Consider the following 15,242-nt stretch of genomic DNA (forward strand, 5'->3'; position numbering starts at 1 on the left):
TACTACCCGATGTCTCCGATTGGCCTTCATGCGCGTACGATTTTTTGCCACTGCTGTGGTGCTGTCTGGCGCGCTGTTTGCGACTAGCGGGTGCACAGCGGCGACTATTGCCGAGAATCCGGCGGTGACCGTGACGGCTGATCTCGGCGCTCCTCTGGCTCAGTTAGCGACTCTGACTGATGCGAAGGATTACAGCGGTCTAGTGCGCGCTGCATTGCCGACATCGGGGATTTCTGCGCCGGCTGTGACGCCTGACCAGGTGTTGCCGACGACGGTGATTTCGCATGACCTCAGTGGCGATAGGTCTGTGACGGTCGAGTCAACTGAGCGCGTGATCGCGATGGACATTTCGGGGTCGATTGCGGCGACGATTGCGGGGTTGGGCTTGCTCGATTCTCTTGTTGCGCGTGACATTTCGACGACGTTCGATGAGGCTGCGTCGCTACCGGTGATTACGTCGAATGCGCACACTGTTAACAGTGAGGCAATTTTGGCGTTGCGGCCAGATCTCGTTCTGACCGATGGCTCGATTGGCCCCATTGATGTGGTGTTGCAGTTGCGTGATGCGGGCATCCCTGTGGTGTTCGTTGAGACGTCCCCGTCTGTTGATGGGGTTGCCGAGTTGGCACGTCAGGCTGCAGCGGCGTTGGGTGCTCCCGCTGCGGGTGCGGTGCTTGCGACGCAGTTGAGCACTGAGATTGAGGCGAAGATCAGCGAGATCGCGGGCATTGTTCCGCGCGGGGATCGCTTGCGCATGATGTTCCTCTACCTGCGCGGCACCTCGGGGGTCTATTACTTGTTTGGCCAGGAGTCGGGTTCTGATGTGTTAATTGGTGCGCTTGGTGGTGTGGATGTTGCGGCCGAGATTGGCCTGGAGGGCATGCGGCCGATGACAGATGAGGCAATGGTTGCGGCGAACCCTGACCTTATTTTGGTGATGACGAATGGTCTTGCGAGTGTTGGCGGCGTGGGCGGACTGCTTGAAGCTCGTCCCGCGGTTGCTCTCACTGAGGCCGGCAAGAATCAGCGTTTTGTTGAAATGGATGACGGGGAAATTCTGAGCTTCGGGCCGAGAACGGTGACGGTGCTTGATGCTCTCGCTCGGGCTATCTATGCGCCGGGTTCTGGGTCGTAGACCGCGCCCCGTCGGCGAGTTACATAGAACACTACGCCGGCTCCGAGAGCTAAAGCGCTGACTGCGACTAACGCTATCGCGTTCCGTTCGAGCGCCGTGGTGGGTGCGCGGGGTGCGGGCATGCAGTCACTGGTGGCGCTGAACGACACGGTGATGGGGTCAAGCTTTTCGCCTGCCGGGTAGGTGCCGAATGCGGCGGACCCGGCTTCGGTGAGGGTCACGGGTGCTGCATCCAGTGTTGCTGTGTCGTTGGTGACGGTGAGTTCGGAGGTGTCGATGTCGGCAAATTTGACGCCGCTTTCGTCTACCGGGGTTCCGTCTTGGGTGGTTCCCGATACGTCAAAGATGAGATGCGCGGTGGTGCTGCCGTCAAAGCGCAGTTCTAGACCGCTGAGTGTGGTGTCGAGAATTCCGTCGTGGCCCATGAATCGGAGGCTTCCGGCGAACGCGAGAGTGCCGTTACCGACGTCGAGCTCGCCCGAGCCTGCACTCCAACCAAAGTTGGGGGTCTCGTAGGTGGCGCCGTCGCTCACCGACCAGGCGCCATTCGCGATGGTGCCGCTGATGTATGACCGCAGTGTCTCTTTAACGCCCCAAGTGACTGCAGCATCCGAAACTTGACAGATGCTCTCGCCAGCGGCGATGGTGACGTCGGCTGCTGAGGTACGAGCGCCGGCGGCACCCCGTTCCGCGGCATTACCTACTATCGGCGTGAGCGCAATAACAATGGCGGTGAGGATGAGCGCGGCGGGGCCGAGCACGCACACGCTAAGTCCGCGCATTAGCGCCCCGCGCGGTACATGGACTGGTGCATGATGGTGGCTTCTTCGTAGAGGTCACCGAATGATTCGAATCCGAATTTCAGGTAGAGGGGCACAATGTATTCCTGCGCGTGCAGCATCATGCTTTCGGCTCCAAAGTCTTCGACGATGCGCTTCATGATGATCTGTGCGAGGCCTTCGCCGCGACGGTCTTCGCGCACGACAACACGGCCGATGACGCGGTGGCCATCCGAGTATTCGGCGGTTTCGTTGTAGAGAACACGGATGTAGGCGACGACTTCGTCACCGTCGGAGATCCAATAGTGGCCCGTGGCGTCTTCTTGATCGCGGTTGTCGAGTTCTTCTTCGTCGACTTTTTGCTCAACAAAAAATACGTCGGTGCGCAGTTTCATGATCGAGTAGAGCTCGGTTGTTGTTAATTCGCCCCAAGACTTGGCGATCACGGAATCATTAGGCACAACCACGAGTTTAATGTACTGGGCAGTGGAAGCTGACGATCTAAGGAGACCACTATGGCTTACAAGGTGAATAAGACAGAAGAGCAGTGGCGTGAAGAGCTTGGGCTCAAGTATTCGGTACTGCGCGAGGCTGGCACCGATCGCCCGTGGTCTGGTGCCCTTCTCGACGAAAAGCGTCAGGGAACCTACCGCTGTGGCGCGTGTAGTGCTGAACTCTTTAAGAGTGGAACGAAGTTTGATTCCGGTTCGGGGTGGCCGAGCTTTTATGAAGCGATCAACCCGGATGCTGTGGAGCTTCGCAAAGATAGCTCACTGGGCATGGTTCGCACTGAAGTTCTCTGCGCAACGTGTGGCTCACATCTGGGTCACCTCTTTGATGACGCCTACCAGACTCCGACGGGCGACCGTTTTTGCTTGAACTCGACGTCGCTGGAGTTTGAGGAAGACAACTAATTCGACCGCGGCAGGCCACCCCTCCACGGGGTGGCCGTGCTGGTGACTAGACGAGCATCCTTAGGGGATTCTCGATGTGACGAACGAATGCGGCAAGCCATTGAGCTGCCAGCGCGCCATCAAGCACTCGATGGTCTGCGGAGAGCGTCACGGTCATGATTGTTCCGACTTCGATCGCTCCGTCGACGACTACGGGCTGTTGGCGCGCGAGTCCGACGGCGAGGATGGCCGACTGCGGAGGGTTGATAATTGCGGAGAACTCTGTCACGCCGTACATACCGAGATTGCTGACGGCGAAGCTGCCGCCCTCAAGCTCATGCTGCTTAATCCGGCCTGCTTTGGAGCGTTCGGCCAGATCGGCAACTCCGCGAGCGATTTCTGTGAGAGTTTGGCGTTCCACTGACCGCAGAACCGGAGTTAGTAGTCCGCCGTCAATTGCTACGGCAACCGACATGTCGACGCTTGAGTAGCGCGTTATGGCGCTCTCCCCCCAGGTTGCGTTGGCGTCCGGCACATCGACGAACGCCATTGCAGACGCCTTGAGCACGAAATCGTTGATCGAGACTTTGACCGACGCGGACTCGTTGACTTCCTTTCGCAGCGCCACTAATCGGTCCACTCGGCAGTCGGCTACCAAATAGAAATGTGGCACCGTCGACTTGCTCTCGGTGAGCCGACGGGCGATCGCCTTGCGCATGCCGGTGTGGGGCACGTCGGTGGTCGTGGCGCCAGTGGATACCACCGGGGCCGCTGTCGCTGCCTGGGTAGTTGCGGGTGCCGACGACTCTGGTGCAGACTCTGGCACCGCTGCCGTTGCCTGCTCGGGAGCGCTGAGCCCCTCGAGGTCGCGGCGAACGATGCGGCCGCCCGGGCCCGATCCAGTAACGTCACTGAGATCGAGACCTTGCTCTTTAGCGAGGCGGCGAACGAGAGGGCTGGTGAACCTTCTGCTCGAGTCTGCAGGTGCGGCTGGTATTTGGCTTGTTTCGGAAGCAGAGGCTTGCGAAACAGAGGACTCGGATGCGGCGCTGTCCTCTGCGGGAACAGCCTGGGGAGGGTTCGCCTCTGGAGAGCTTTCTCCTCCCGAGCCGTTGAGTTCAGCATTGTCGGCGCTCTCGCCTTCAGCACCGACCAGCAGAATTGGATCGCCGACGCGCACGTCTTCTCCCTCGGCCACCACAAGCTTCAGTACCGTGCCTTCGACCTCGGAGGCGTACTCGACGTTCGCCTTCTCAGTTTCCACCTCGGCTAGCGGCATGCCAACGGTGATCTTCTGGCCAACGGCGACCATCCACGTTTGAATTGCGGCTTCGGTTGTGCCGGCAAGCACTTCAGGCATCCGTACGACGGTCGACATCAGTTTCCTCCCATTCCCCGGCGCACCCGTTCTAGGCCGGCGACGACTTCTTCAGTGCCGGCGATTGCCGCGCGTTCAAGCACACGGGAGATGCTGGGGCTTGCCTCGCCTCCAGTTACCCGATCAATGGGCTGATCAAGCCAGTCAAAGAACCGGCGCTGCAACTCGTCGGCGAGCCACCCACCATATGAGGTGCCCTGAGCTCCCTGCTCGACGATCAGCACGCTGTTCGTCTTCTTGATGCTGTTACCTAGCGTCTCCCAGTCGATCGACGCCCGATCCAGCCAGCGCAGGTCGATAACCTCGGCGTCGATTCCGGTCTGCTCGACTGCCTCGAGTGAGTGGCGAACCATAGAGAGGTAGCTGATGACGGTCACATCCGAACCTTCCCGTTTGATCCCCGCCTTTCCGAACGGCAATTGGTAGTCGAGGTCGCCGGCGGGAATTTCTTCGGTCTGACCGTAAAGATCGACGTGCTCGATGACCAACACCGGGTCTTGAAGTGCGAGCGCAGTGTTCATCAATCCGATGTAGTCCGCAGCGGACGAGGGGGCAACGATGCGCCACCCTGGGCTGGTCGCAAAAATGCCGGCTGGATCCATGAGGTGTTGTGAGCCATAGCCAGACCCCATGGCGACCTTTGTACGCAGTACAAGCGGCACCGGGTTCACTCCGCCGAACATGTGGCGAGCCTTGCCGATCTGGTTGAAGACTTGATCGGCCGCAACCCACAGGAAGTCTGGGTACATGAACTCGACAACGGGGCGAAATCGGCCGTCCAGCGCGAGGCCACCGGCGAGTCCGGTGAAAGCGTTTTCGCTGATGGGCGTGCCAAGAATGCGATCGGGGAACTTCGCGGCAAGACCTTTTGTCGCGCCGTTGGTGCCGCCCTTGAGGCGATGCACGTCCTCGCCCATGACGACGATGCGCTCGTCTTCGGCCATGCGACGAGCCATCACAGATGCGATGGCTTCGACGAATTTTACGGTTTCGGTTTCGCCGGTTGCACCGAGTGGTTCTAGTGTTCTGGCATCCGAAAGCTCGCTGGTGTCCCCTCGCACGCCAACATTGACGAAGTCGACGTCTGGCCACAACTCTGGACGAATTCTGCGTTTGCCTGCTGATTCCGGATCCGCCTCAAGCAGCGGTGCAACTGCCGCGGTCATTGCCGTCTGCGCTTGCTCGCGCACCGAGCTAACGCCGGCTTCATCTATCAGGCCGCGAGCGATCATCTTCCTCGCCATGAGCAGCAGCGGGTCGCGCTCGCGCCACTCTGCCTCTTCCTTCTTTGAGCGATAGCCGAAGGCACTTCCCGGGACCGAACCGTTCTGGTGGAAGAAGCGGTAAACCTCGGCCTCAACGACGGCCGGGCCACCACCCGAGCGCATGACCTCTGCGGCCTGTTGCATTGCGAGATAGACGGCAAGTGGATCCATTCCGTCTACCCGCCAGGACGGGATCGAGAAACCTTGGCCGCGCACAGACAGCCGGGTGTCAGCGACACTTTCCGAAATATTCGTAGCGACTGCATAGACGTTGTTCTCGATGAAGAAACACACCGGCAGCTTCCAAGCGGCAGCAAGGTTCATGGTCTCAAGCACGGAACCGATCTGGCTGGCACCGTCTCCGAAGTAGTTGATGGTGAGGTCGGTAGTGTCCGAGTGCATCTGCGCCCAAGCGTTGCCTGCCGCCATGGGGGCTCCTCCCCCGACAATGGCGTTGGTGCCGAGCGCTCCTGCTTCGAACCACTGGAGGTGCATCGAGCCGCCTCGCCCAGCGCAGTAGCCCTGCGAGAGCCCGAGGATTTCGGCGAGCGTGCGCTGGAGCACGGTCTGGATTGGTTCCGTCACCAGCGACCCGAGATCGAGGTTGCCGTCTGAGACGTGCGTGATTGCCTTCGCGAGGAACTGGTGGTGGCCCCGATGAGATCCGTTGACTGCGTCACTAGAGCGGAGCCCGACGATGGAACCTACAGCGCCACCCTCTTGACCGATGCTGGAGTGCGCGGGGCCGTGAACTAGGGATTCTCCTGCGAGCTCAAGCACCGTTTCTTCGAACGCACGAATGAGGTGAAGCTCGCCGAGCATCGTTGCCAGCAGGGCAGGGTCCGCAGACTTCCAATCAGCTGCGGTGGTGGTGAGCTCTACCCAAGGTTGACCAGTTTCAAGACGTCGCTGTTTTGGCATGTTCACTACAATACCGCAGTATTGAATCCAATCCAAGGGAATTCTTCGGAAAAACCTCGAACTAATCGTGTTGATGAGTCATAATGTATCCAATAGAATCTGTGCAAAGGAGCGAGCATGAGCGTGGGTCTACCAGGAATGCGGGGCATCGACCACATCGGGGTGACCGTGCCCGATCTAGACGAGGCGGAGCGGTTCTTTGTTGACGTGCTCGGCGCAGAGCTCATCTATACTCTTGGCACAAAGCAGGCCGACGACGACTGGATGCAGGTAACGCTCGGAGTACATCCGCGCACTGTCATTCGCGAGATCCGGTTTCTCCGCCTTGGCAATGGAAGCAATCTTGAGCTGTTTAAATATGACTCCGCAGACGGTCAAGCCGACGAACCGCGAAACAGCGATATCGGTGGACACCACATCGCCATCTATGTTGACGATCTCGACGAGGCTCGTGAACACCTCCGCATTCACGGGGTAGAGATCATGGGAGAACCAGTCGCAAGCCAACGATCAGCAGAAGGGCAGCGCTGGCTGTACTTTCGCAGCCCGTGGGGGATGCAATGTGAACTCGTCAGCTTCCCCGGAGGCAAGGCTTACGAGCGAAGTTCCCCGCGCCGACTGTGGAACCCGGCGCGTCCGGCAGAATGAGAACCATGACGACCACTCAGCTCCCCACCCACGGCGGCGCGGGAATCCGCATAGCGGACGACCTGCGTACAGCTATCCTCGATGGTCAGTACGCACCAGGTGCACGAATTCGACAGGAGCATCTCGCAGACCGTTACGGTGCAAGCCGGTTGCCGGTTCGTGAGGCACTACGCATGCTCGAGGGCGAAGGGCTTGTCAGGCTCGTGGCGAATACGGGGGCTTGGGTAACCCACTTGAGCCTTGCCGACTGCGAGGAAATGTATCAGATTCGAGAGCGAATCGAACCACTTCTCCTTCGCTACAACGTTCCTTTACTCAGCGCTGCTCAGATCGACCATCTCGACGCCCTCGCGACTCAGATGGAGCGCGGCGACGACGTCGAGCATTTTCTCGCCCTTGACCGCGAGTTCCACCTCGGATCTTATGAGGCTGCCACAACGACACTGCTCACGAACACGGTGCACCAACTCTGGAATCGCACACAGCATTACCGACGTGCGTTCATGCAGGTGTTCAGACCGAGTGACCGCAGCGTCCACCACGAACACCACCTTCTGGTTGCGGCGCTTCGACGTCGCGACGTCGACGAAGCAGAGCGCATTCTCGCTGCCCACATCCGGCGCACACGTTTTGAGCTCTCGCGGCATCCCGAAATCTTCGCGGACTAATCTTCGCGATTCTCTACCCACCATCGAATTTGAGGAGCACCCCAATGGCCATCGCCACGACAAATCCCACAACGGGAGTCATCGAGAAGACCTTCGAGCCGCACACCACCGACGAGGTCGAGCGCAGGATTTCCGCAGCCCAGAGCGCGTTCGTTGAGCTGAAATTGACCAGTTACACCCAGCGCGGGCAGTGGATGCGAGCGGCCGCCGACCTGCTCGACGCTGAGGTCGACGAGACCGCGCGGATGCTCACGATCGAGATGGGCAAGCCCATTGCCCAGTCAAAGGCTGAAGTGCTCAAGTGTGCCAAGAACATGCGGTTCTACGCCGACGAGTCCGAAGGTTTCCTTGCCGAAGAGAAGCTCGCCGACCCGAGCGCCGTCAACGCGTCGAGCGCTTGGACTAGGTACGACCCCCTCGGCGTTGTCCTCGCAGTGATGCCGTGGAACTACCCGCTGTGGCAGGTCATTCGTTTCGCTGCTCCCGCACTCATGGCTGGAAACACCGGGCTTCTCAAACACGCCTCCAACGTGCCACAGTCTGCGCTGTACCTTGACACGCTCTTCGAACGCGCCGGGTTCCCCGCTGGAGCGTTCACGACACTGCTCATCGGATCAGCCGAAGTCAAAGCGGTCCTAGAAGACCGCCGCGTGAAGGCTGTCACCCTGACCGGGTCAGAACCCGCCGGGCGGTCCGTCGCATCCACGGCTGGTGAGCAGATCAAGAAAGCGGTACTCGAGCTCGGAGGCTCTGACCCGTTCCTCGTCATGCCCTCGGCCGATGTGGATGCCGCGGCGACGATGGCGGTCAAGGCGCGCATCTCTAACAATGGCCAATCATGTATCGCGGGCAAGCGCTTCATCGTACACACGGATGTGTACGACGAGTTTGCTCGCGTGTTCAGTCAGAAGATGGCAGCGCTCGTCGTCGGAGACCCGCTCGACCCAGCAACCGAGATCGGTCCCATCGCGACAGAGTCTGGCCTCAACGACTTGGCAGAACTCGTCGATGACGCAGTCGCCAAGGGGGCTGAGGTGCTCGCGGGAGGAAGCGCGCCAGATGGCCCCGGCTTCTACTACTCCCCCACAGTCCTGGCCGGCCTCACTGACGATATGCGTATCGTCATGGAGGAAACCTTCGGACCCGTGGCTTCGCTCTACCGGGCAGCGGACCGCGCCGACGCACTTGCCATCGCCAACCAGACCACCTTTGGTCTGTCGAGCGCCGTCTGGACCCAGGATGCCGAAGAACAAGAGTGGTTCACGCGCAACCTCGACGCCGGTGCTGTGTTCATCAACGGCATGACCATCTCCTACCCCGAGTTGCCCTTCGGCGGCATCAAAGACTCCGGCTACGGGCGCGAACTCGCTGCGGCCGGAATCCGCGAATTCTGCAACCTAAAAACGGTCTGGAAGGCGTAACGTCCGTCCAGAGTGAACGTGGCCCGCGTGCCAGAGGCGGGCGGGCCACAAAAAGAGACAGGAGAAAAATCGCATGGCAGGAATGAGAATCGCGGTGCTCGGCACCGGCGCGATTGGCGCATCGCTTGGTGCTGACATGATCCGCGCCGGGCTCGATGTGACGTTCATCGATCAGTGGCCGGCCCACGTCGAGGCCATGCGAGCGAGCGGGCTGAGTGTGCATCTTCCCAACGGAACAACCGAAGTCACCCCGGTCACCGCCTACCACTTCTGTCAGGTTACCGAGATTCGCACGCCCTTTGATCTTGTCTTCACCTCAGTGAAGACCTACGACACTCGCTGGGTCACAGAGTTGATCAAGCCCCTCCTTCACAAGACTTCATTGGTCGTCGGACTTCAGAACGGAATGACTATCGATGACATTGCAGACATCGTTGGGCATGATCGGTCTGTCGGCGCGGTACTCGGCATGGCCGCCAACCTGTTCACTCCCGGAGTGGTCGTGCGCCAGGTCGCACGGGAACAAACATGGCTGACCGTAGGATCCATGGACGGTAGTCGACCCCCCGCGCTCGAGGCTGCCGCCGAAGCACTTGGACACGCCGGCAGTATCTCTATCTCTGACGACATCCGCTCATCAAAGTGGATGAAACTCATCGCCAACATCCCCGAAATGCTCCCCTCGGCGATTCTCAACGTTCCGCTCCTCGAAGCAACCCGCATCGCGGGCGTGCGAGCCGTGATGAATGAAGCGTCCCGGGAGGCCTACCGCACGGCAAAAGCGCTCGGCATCACGATGGTACCGATCTTTGGGAAAACCGCCGAAGACGTGCCCGACTCAGATCAGTACGGTATCGACCTGCTCGACGCCGTACTAGAGCACTACTCATTGCCCGACACCCGCGTGGCTGTGCTTCAGGACTGGGACAAGAGCCGGCGCGCCGAACTCGATGCCTTCAGCGGCTATGTCGTTGGCCAACAGCACAAGCTCGGAACCCGTGCCCCCGTGAACGAAGCGATCCTGAAGATCGCCGAACGCATCGAGCGGGGGGACCTCGCACCCGATCCGGCCAACGCCGCCCTCCTCATCGAGGCTGGCGCGAACGCCCAGCCCTAATTCGAACAGACCAAAGACTCGGTAACATGGGCAGCGCGATGGTTGGGCGGCTCACCGCCACCGGTCGGGACATGACCGTGTGGAACAGCTCACCGGAGGCGGCTGACGTTCTCGTGGCGGCCGGAGCTGCACGTGCGTCAACGGCCTGATCGAGATCGCCAAGCTGGCTCGTCGCTCCGGGGAATGATACTGAGTGGTCTGCAAAGACTATTGACACGCCCGCAACCATCGCTGGTTTCGCGAATCTCGCGCACACTAAAAACGGTATGGAAAAGCCATGCCGCCACAAAAGTAACGTCGGTCGTTCACTTAATACTTGTTAGCGACAAAGAGCTCTTGTGCCGGGAACTTCGTCAACACCTGCGCTCCAGTGCGCGTGATCACCACTTCCTCTTCAATGCGAGCCGCTGAAATTCCGTCAGAGGCAGGGCAATAGGTCTCCAGCGCGAACACCATACCCGCCTCAATCTCGACCGGATTGGTCAGTGAATTGAGTCGGGAAATGATCGGGCGTTCATGGAGGCCAAGCCCCAAGCCGTGACCAAACTGCAGCCCAAAGCCTTCCATTTCATTCGCGATCCCGATGTCGGTGGCTTTTGGCCACAACTTGGCGATCTCGTCTGTGCCCACCCCTGCTCGCACCGTCTCGATCGAGGCATCCATCCACTCACGAGCGCGCGAGTATGCATCGTGCTGAGCTGGCGTGGAACTGCCGACGGAGAAGGTGCGGTAGTAACAGGTGCGATATCCGTTGAACGAATGAATGATGTCAAAGAAGGCTTGATCACCGGGTCGAATAATTCGGTCAGTGAAGTTGTGGGGGTGCGGATTGCAGCGCTCCCCGGAGACGGCATTGATTGCCTCAACTTGCTCAGAACCCATCTCATAGAGTTTTTTGGATGCGAGAGCGACAATCTCGTTCTCGCGTATTCCGGGTCGCAGCGCGTTTGCGATGTCATCGTAAACCCCATCGACCATTGCTGCTGCTTGGCTGAGCAGCATGATCTCGTCGACGTTCTTTATGGCGCGGGCATCAAGCATCGACTGTTGGATATCGACAACTGTTAAGCCCTGTGCTTGCATCTCAAAGAGGAAAGCGGGCTCGACGAGGTCGACGCCAATAGGCATGTTGGCCACCCCTGCGTCGGACAGCAACCCCTTGATAGTCTTGACAGCTTCCTTCATAAGGCCGACGTCTGGGTGCACTGCGCCGCGGAGCCCGAGCATGCCCGCGTGGCTATGGCCTTCAGCCAGCCAAGGCGAGAAGAGAGCATGGTGCTTCGCCGCGGATCCGAAATCCCACACATGCGGCTTGCCGTCTCGGGTCAGCAGCGCGTACCTCGACATTTTGTCACCGAGCGCGCCACCAATCCACGTCTGGGTTGTGTAACGGATGTTGTACTGGTCAAAGAAGAGGAACGCGCCACACTCGCTCGCTTCCAGCGACTGCATGCTGCGCGCAAGGCGATAATTGCGAAGCCGGTCGAAGTCGACGCGTTGCTCGAAGTCCACCCCCATGTGGCCGTGCGCTGGAATCATCCGATTATCGAAGTCCAACGCTGGCGTAAGCGGCTGGGGTTCGATGTTCTTGGTCATGACTGTGTCTCCTGAAAAAGGTTTCGGAATCGGGCTGTTCTGATTGAACGACAAAACGACTGCTCCTTCGAATCGGTTCTCATCGCGAGGTCAAGGAATTGCGAATCACTCATGGGAGACTGAGTTTGTTGTTCATTTCAGTCAGCACGGGTATCCGGCCTAAAGCTCCCAAGATGTCCACGGCCGAGTTCATAGGTTGCAACCCGGGCGCCATCGGGCGAGTTTCACGAGACCTGCCGAGGACGAACCAGACCCCCTTCGCCATTGATTCCGTTCGATTCTCGTAGAGATGAGGTCTGTTGGAGTCGAAACACATCGAGTCGCCCGGGCGCAAGACAAAGGTGTCGAATCCAAGCTTGAGGGTGACCTCGCCCTCAATCACGTAGCCATATTCAATGCCGGAGTGTCTCATCTGTTTTCCCTCAACGGAACTTGAACTCCCCGGGTCGTAGCTAGTCAAGAGGGCGTCCACGAATCCAGCGCCCTCCACGGCAAGCCGCTCCCACGTCACACCGTTCTCCATCACGATGGTCGGGTTATCCTCGGCGCGTTGAATCGGGTTGGCGGAGATCGGATCGTGGCGAGCATCTTCCGCATCTGCTGAGCGATTCTCCCACTGTGCCCTCCCCAGCAGCTCGTCAAGTGAGACTTCAAGGATGTTGACCAACGCATAGAGAGTTCCCACAGAGGGTTGGGTCTTTCCCGTCTCAACCTGGGAAAGCAGGCTTGGCGAAATATCGGCAGCGGTCGCAACTGATCTCAAGCTCTTGCCAGTACGTAGTCGAGCGGCACGAATTGCCGCACCAAGGTCTTCCATGATGTCCCCATCTCTGCAGTTCTCAACGCCTCAAATATTTCAAGGATTTCGACGATTTCCACGGGTGTCATCGATCGACATTCAGTGTACAGTGAAAGTGTACAGTAAGAGTGAACATATGATGCCGTTGAGGCACCGCGAGTGCAGGCACCGTCTAATAAGAGAGTCAAGTAATCATGAACATCGACACCGCGACTGTAGGGATGATGGGCGTTGATTGGGAGAACCGCATCGACTACGACCGCCTCCGCACTCAGCGGCTGGCGCGGTTGCGTGCCCAGCTGGAAGCCTCCGATCTTGGCGCGCTACTTGCATTCGACTTCGGAAATATTCGCTACATGACTTCGACCCACATCGGCACTTGGGCCATGGACAAGTCAATTCGGTTCGCCCTAATCACAAGACACTCAGACCCGATTTCGTGGGATTTTGGATCGGCCGCACGCCACCACGAACTTCACAATCCTTGGCTCGGACAGACAACCATGGAACTGGATGCTGACCCGCACTCGCCTCACCACGGTGCAACACGTCCACGCGCGGAATCTGGTGCCCGGCCCGGACTCTCTGTGCTCCGCGGCGCATTGCACCCCGATGCTGGTATAGCAGAATCGCTCGCCGCAAAAATCCGTCGTGAACTCGACAAATTCGGTGTTCTCAACGAGCCTCTCGGCGTTGACATTGTCGAGATGCCAGTTCTTTCTGCGCTTCAAGCGGCAGGGATTACCGTGGTCGACGGCCAGCAAGTCTTCATGGAAGCTCGTCGCATCAAGACTGGTGACGAGATCTCGCTCCTGACTACTGCAGCGTCGATGGTTGATGCGGCGTACGAAAAGCTCTATGAGTTCCTGCGTCCCGGCGTGCGCGAGAACGAAACTGTGGGCCTGGTAGCTAAAACTCTGTATGACCTCGGCTCAGAGTACGTTGAGGGTGTCAATGCAATCTCCGGCGAGCGTTGTTCACCACACCCTCACGTGTTCTCTGATCGCCTCATACGTCCCGGAGATCCCGCATTCTTCGACGTCCTCCATAGTTTCAATGGGTACCGGACCTGCTACTACCGCACGTTTGCGGTTGGTTCAGCCACCCGTGCACAAAAAGACGCGTACACCAGAGCGCGGGAGTACATGGATAATTCGATCGCACTGGTAAGGCCAGGCGCTACAACTGCTGACATAGTTTCCGTTTGGCCGACCGCGCAGGAATTCGGATTTCCTGACGAGGAAGCGGCCTTCGCCTTGCAGTATGGGCACGGCGTCGGGTTATCGATCTGGGAGAAACCTATTTTCTCTCGACTAGTTTCGTTCGATCATCCTGAGGTACTTGAGGTGGGTATGGTGTTCGCGCTCGAAACCTACTGGCCATCGGCGGATGGCATCGGAGCAGCTCGGATCGAAGAGGAAGTTGTGGTCACAAACACCGGGTGCGAAGTGATTACTAAATTCCCCGCGCAGGAGCTCATGGTCGCTGGTGGTCACCGCTACTTCACCATTGACGGTCCGATGAACCTCACAACCGAGCCATTCACCCACGTCGCCGCAGAATCTCCCGCCTAGACATAAGGAGCCGACGATGATGCGCGCCGCAGTTTTTCACGGATCCCGTGATATTCGCATTCACGAGGTCCCGATCCCTATTGCGGGCCCCGATGATGTGCTGGTTCGCGTGCTGCGATCTGGCCTGTGTGGCACTGACGTCACAGAGTGGGTCAGCGGACCGCTCATGATTCCTCTGCACAAGCCTCACCCTCACTCCGGTCACGTTGGTCCCATGATTCAGGGTCATGAAATCGTCGGAGAAGTTGTGGCAGCACCAGTCGGCTCTTCGTTGGTGCCCGGCCAGATCGTCACGTCAGGGGCACAAGTCTTCTGTGGAAAGTGCCAACGCTGCTTGGAGGGCAGAGTGAATGTCTGCCAGCGCCTTTACACCCTCGGTCTCAACGCCAATGGCGGCCACGCTGAGTATGTATCCGCCCCGCGCAGATCCTGGGTCCCCGTTCCAGCATCGCTAAGCCTTGAGCACGCTGGTCTTGCCCAGCCACTGGCAGTAGGAATCCATGCCGCGCGACGTTCAGGAGCAGTCTCTGGAGATTCTGTACTCATCTCAGGGGCCGGCGCGATTGGAAGCTTCGTGTTAGCTGGTCTGCGTCATCTGATTCCGGAGATCACCGTAACCGTCACTGATGTCGATCCTGTCAAGTTGGAACGGGCGACACGTCTCGGCGCTACGAGGGTGAGCCTTGCAGGTCAGCTAGCCATCAACGATTTTGATGTAACCATCGAGGCAAGCGGTGCCCCAGGAACTCTTACTTTGTGCATCGGCAGCACGCGCGTTGGCGGACGGGTCCTCGCGGTGGGCATGCCTTCGCGTAAAGTCGAGCTCAATATCTACGACCTAGTCCTCCGCGAAATTACACTGGAAACTACGGTTGCGCTGATCACCGATGAGGACATGAAGCCGGCTCTCGATATCCTTTCCACGACCAGTCTTGGGGCGGAACTCCTAGACTCAGTTCAGCCTCTGGACCAGATCAGCAAGATTCTTGATGCCATGGCATCAGGCGCGGTAGGGGGAAAAGTCCTTCTCGACCCGAGCCGATGAATG

Annotated in this window: 15 protein-coding genes; 9 read left to right on the plus strand and 6 right to left on the minus strand. The window is 59.0% G+C overall.

Annotated features, from left to right (window positions below; all coding sequences use genetic code 11):
* Nucleotides 1–28: 28 nt before the first annotated feature.
* Entirely contained in the window at nucleotides 29–1,135 is a 1,107-nt protein-coding gene (locus AADH44_RS10105; protein ID WP_341952678.1) for an ABC transporter substrate-binding protein, read from the plus strand.
* Here AADH44_RS10105 and AADH44_RS10110 read toward each other — a convergent pair.
* Both AADH44_RS10110 and AADH44_RS10115 read right to left on the minus strand, forming a co-directional pair.
* A complete protein-coding gene (locus tag AADH44_RS10110) occupies nucleotides 1,111–1,917 on the minus strand; it encodes an HtaA domain-containing protein (protein WP_341952679.1) in 807 nt (268 codons plus the stop codon). The two genes, AADH44_RS10105 and AADH44_RS10110, sit on opposite strands and share 25 nt — an antisense overlap.
* Nucleotides 1,917–2,375 carry a GNAT family N-acetyltransferase gene (locus tag AADH44_RS10115; RefSeq protein WP_341952680.1) on the minus strand — a complete coding sequence of 153 codons (459 nt, stop codon included), beginning with the start codon at nucleotides 2,373–2,375 and terminating at the stop codon, nucleotides 1,917–1,919. The genes AADH44_RS10110 and AADH44_RS10115 overlap by 1 nt, the downstream gene beginning before the upstream one ends.
* 54 nt (nucleotides 2,376–2,429) lie before the next feature.
* On the opposite strand from AADH44_RS10115, the gene msrB reads away from it, so the two are divergent.
* A complete protein-coding gene (msrB, locus tag AADH44_RS10120; RefSeq protein WP_341952681.1) occupies nucleotides 2,430–2,828 on the plus strand; it encodes a peptide-methionine (R)-S-oxide reductase MsrB in 399 nt (132 codons plus the stop codon).
* 46 nt (nucleotides 2,829–2,874) lie between these two features.
* On the opposite strand, the gene AADH44_RS10125 is transcribed toward msrB, so the two are convergent.
* Both AADH44_RS10125 and AADH44_RS10130 read right to left on the minus strand, forming a co-directional pair.
* Entirely contained in the window at nucleotides 2,875–4,185 is a 1,311-nt protein-coding gene (locus AADH44_RS10125; RefSeq protein ID WP_341952682.1) for a dihydrolipoamide acetyltransferase family protein, read from the minus strand.
* Nucleotides 4,185–6,371, minus strand: coding sequence for a thiamine pyrophosphate-dependent enzyme (locus AADH44_RS10130; RefSeq protein WP_341952683.1), 2,187 nt, complete (start codon nucleotides 6,369–6,371; stop codon nucleotides 4,185–4,187). Before AADH44_RS10130 ends, AADH44_RS10125 begins: the two co-directional genes overlap by 1 nt.
* A 117-nt stretch (nucleotides 6,372–6,488) precedes the next feature.
* Here AADH44_RS10130 and AADH44_RS10135 point away from each other — a divergent pair, with 117 nt between their 5' ends.
* From AADH44_RS10135 to AADH44_RS10155, 5 genes are all read left to right on the plus strand, one after another.
* Nucleotides 6,489–7,019: a VOC family protein gene (locus AADH44_RS10135; protein WP_341952684.1), complete on the plus strand. Its 531-nt coding sequence runs from the start codon at nucleotides 6,489–6,491 to the stop codon at nucleotides 7,017–7,019.
* A gap of 5 nt (nucleotides 7,020–7,024) precedes the next feature.
* The gene (locus tag AADH44_RS10140) at nucleotides 7,025–7,687 is read left to right on the plus strand and encodes a GntR family transcriptional regulator (RefSeq protein ID WP_341952685.1); all 663 of its coding nucleotides are present in this window, start codon (nucleotides 7,025–7,027) and stop codon (nucleotides 7,685–7,687) included.
* A gap of 44 nt (nucleotides 7,688–7,731) precedes the next feature.
* On the plus strand, nucleotides 7,732–9,108 hold the full coding sequence (locus tag AADH44_RS10145) for an NADP-dependent succinic semialdehyde dehydrogenase (RefSeq protein ID WP_341952686.1): 1,377 nt from the start codon (nucleotides 7,732–7,734) through the stop codon (nucleotides 9,106–9,108).
* Between the two features lie 73 nt (nucleotides 9,109–9,181).
* Nucleotides 9,182–10,225, plus strand: a complete 1,044-nt coding sequence (locus tag AADH44_RS10150) for a 2-dehydropantoate 2-reductase (protein WP_341952687.1) — start codon at nucleotides 9,182–9,184, stop codon at nucleotides 10,223–10,225.
* A 26-nt stretch (nucleotides 10,226–10,251) separates the two neighbouring features.
* The gene (locus tag AADH44_RS10155; protein ID WP_341952688.1) at nucleotides 10,252–10,374 is read left to right on the plus strand and encodes an NAD(P)-binding domain-containing protein; all 123 of its coding nucleotides are present in this window, start codon (nucleotides 10,252–10,254) and stop codon (nucleotides 10,372–10,374) included.
* 160 nt (nucleotides 10,375–10,534) lie between these two features.
* Here the strand turns inward: AADH44_RS10155 and AADH44_RS10160 are convergent, their stop codons facing one another.
* Both AADH44_RS10160 and AADH44_RS10165 read right to left on the minus strand, forming a co-directional pair.
* The gene (locus tag AADH44_RS10160) at nucleotides 10,535–11,821 is read right to left on the minus strand and encodes a Xaa-Pro peptidase family protein (RefSeq protein ID WP_341952689.1); all 1,287 of its coding nucleotides are present in this window, start codon (nucleotides 11,819–11,821) and stop codon (nucleotides 10,535–10,537) included.
* 109 nt (nucleotides 11,822–11,930) lie between these two features.
* A complete protein-coding gene (locus AADH44_RS10165) occupies nucleotides 11,931–12,638 on the minus strand; it encodes a cupin domain-containing protein (RefSeq protein ID WP_341952690.1) in 708 nt (235 codons plus the stop codon).
* A gap of 176 nt (nucleotides 12,639–12,814) precedes the next feature.
* On the opposite strand from AADH44_RS10165, the gene AADH44_RS10170 reads away from it, so the two are divergent.
* A complete protein-coding gene (locus tag AADH44_RS10170) occupies nucleotides 12,815–14,194 on the plus strand; it encodes a Xaa-Pro peptidase family protein (protein ID WP_341952691.1) in 1,380 nt (459 codons plus the stop codon).
* A gap of 16 nt (nucleotides 14,195–14,210) precedes the next feature.
* The gene (locus AADH44_RS10175; RefSeq protein ID WP_341952692.1) at nucleotides 14,211–15,239 is read left to right on the plus strand and encodes an alcohol dehydrogenase catalytic domain-containing protein; all 1,029 of its coding nucleotides are present in this window, start codon (nucleotides 14,211–14,213) and stop codon (nucleotides 15,237–15,239) included.
* Nucleotides 15,240–15,242: the final 3 nt, after the last annotated feature.

The sequence above is a fragment of the Salinibacterium sp. TMP30 genome (genome assembly GCF_038397785.1).
Taxonomy (GTDB): domain Bacteria; phylum Actinomycetota; class Actinomycetes; order Actinomycetales; family Microbacteriaceae; genus Rhodoglobus.

Excerpts from the sequence above, each read along its gene's own strand:
- AADH44_RS10155 (WP_341952688.1), top strand. The coding sequence starts at position 10,252 with ATGGGCAGCGCGATGGTTGGGCGGCTCACCGCCACCGGTCGGGACATG.
- AADH44_RS10150 (WP_341952687.1), top strand. The coding sequence starts at position 9,182 with ATGGCAGGAATGAGAATCGCGGTGCTCGGCACCGGCGCGATTGGCGCA.
- AADH44_RS10125 (WP_341952682.1), bottom strand. The coding sequence starts at position 4,185 with ATGTCGACCGTCGTACGGATGCCTGAAGTGCTTGCCGGCACAACCGAA.
- AADH44_RS10170 (WP_341952691.1), top strand. The coding sequence starts at position 12,815 with ATGAACATCGACACCGCGACTGTAGGGATGATGGGCGTTGATTGGGAG.
- AADH44_RS10110 (WP_341952679.1), bottom strand. The coding sequence starts at position 1,917 with ATGCGCGGACTTAGCGTGTGCGTGCTCGGCCCCGCCGCGCTCATCCTC.
- AADH44_RS10135 (WP_341952684.1), top strand. The coding sequence starts at position 6,489 with ATGAGCGTGGGTCTACCAGGAATGCGGGGCATCGACCACATCGGGGTG.
- AADH44_RS10175 (WP_341952692.1), top strand. The coding sequence starts at position 14,211 with ATGATGCGCGCCGCAGTTTTTCACGGATCCCGTGATATTCGCATTCAC.
- msrB (WP_341952681.1), top strand. The coding sequence starts at position 2,430 with ATGGCTTACAAGGTGAATAAGACAGAAGAGCAGTGGCGTGAAGAGCTT.
- AADH44_RS10140 (WP_341952685.1), top strand. The coding sequence starts at position 7,025 with ATGACGACCACTCAGCTCCCCACCCACGGCGGCGCGGGAATCCGCATA.
- AADH44_RS10130 (WP_341952683.1), bottom strand. The coding sequence starts at position 6,371 with ATGCCAAAACAGCGACGTCTTGAAACTGGTCAACCTTGGGTAGAGCTC.
- AADH44_RS10145 (WP_341952686.1), top strand. The coding sequence starts at position 7,732 with ATGGCCATCGCCACGACAAATCCCACAACGGGAGTCATCGAGAAGACC.
- AADH44_RS10165 (WP_341952690.1), bottom strand. The coding sequence starts at position 12,638 with ATGGAAGACCTTGGTGCGGCAATTCGTGCCGCTCGACTACGTACTGGC.
- AADH44_RS10160 (WP_341952689.1), bottom strand. The coding sequence starts at position 11,821 with ATGACCAAGAACATCGAACCCCAGCCGCTTACGCCAGCGTTGGACTTC.
- AADH44_RS10105 (WP_341952678.1), top strand. The coding sequence starts at position 29 with ATGCGCGTACGATTTTTTGCCACTGCTGTGGTGCTGTCTGGCGCGCTG.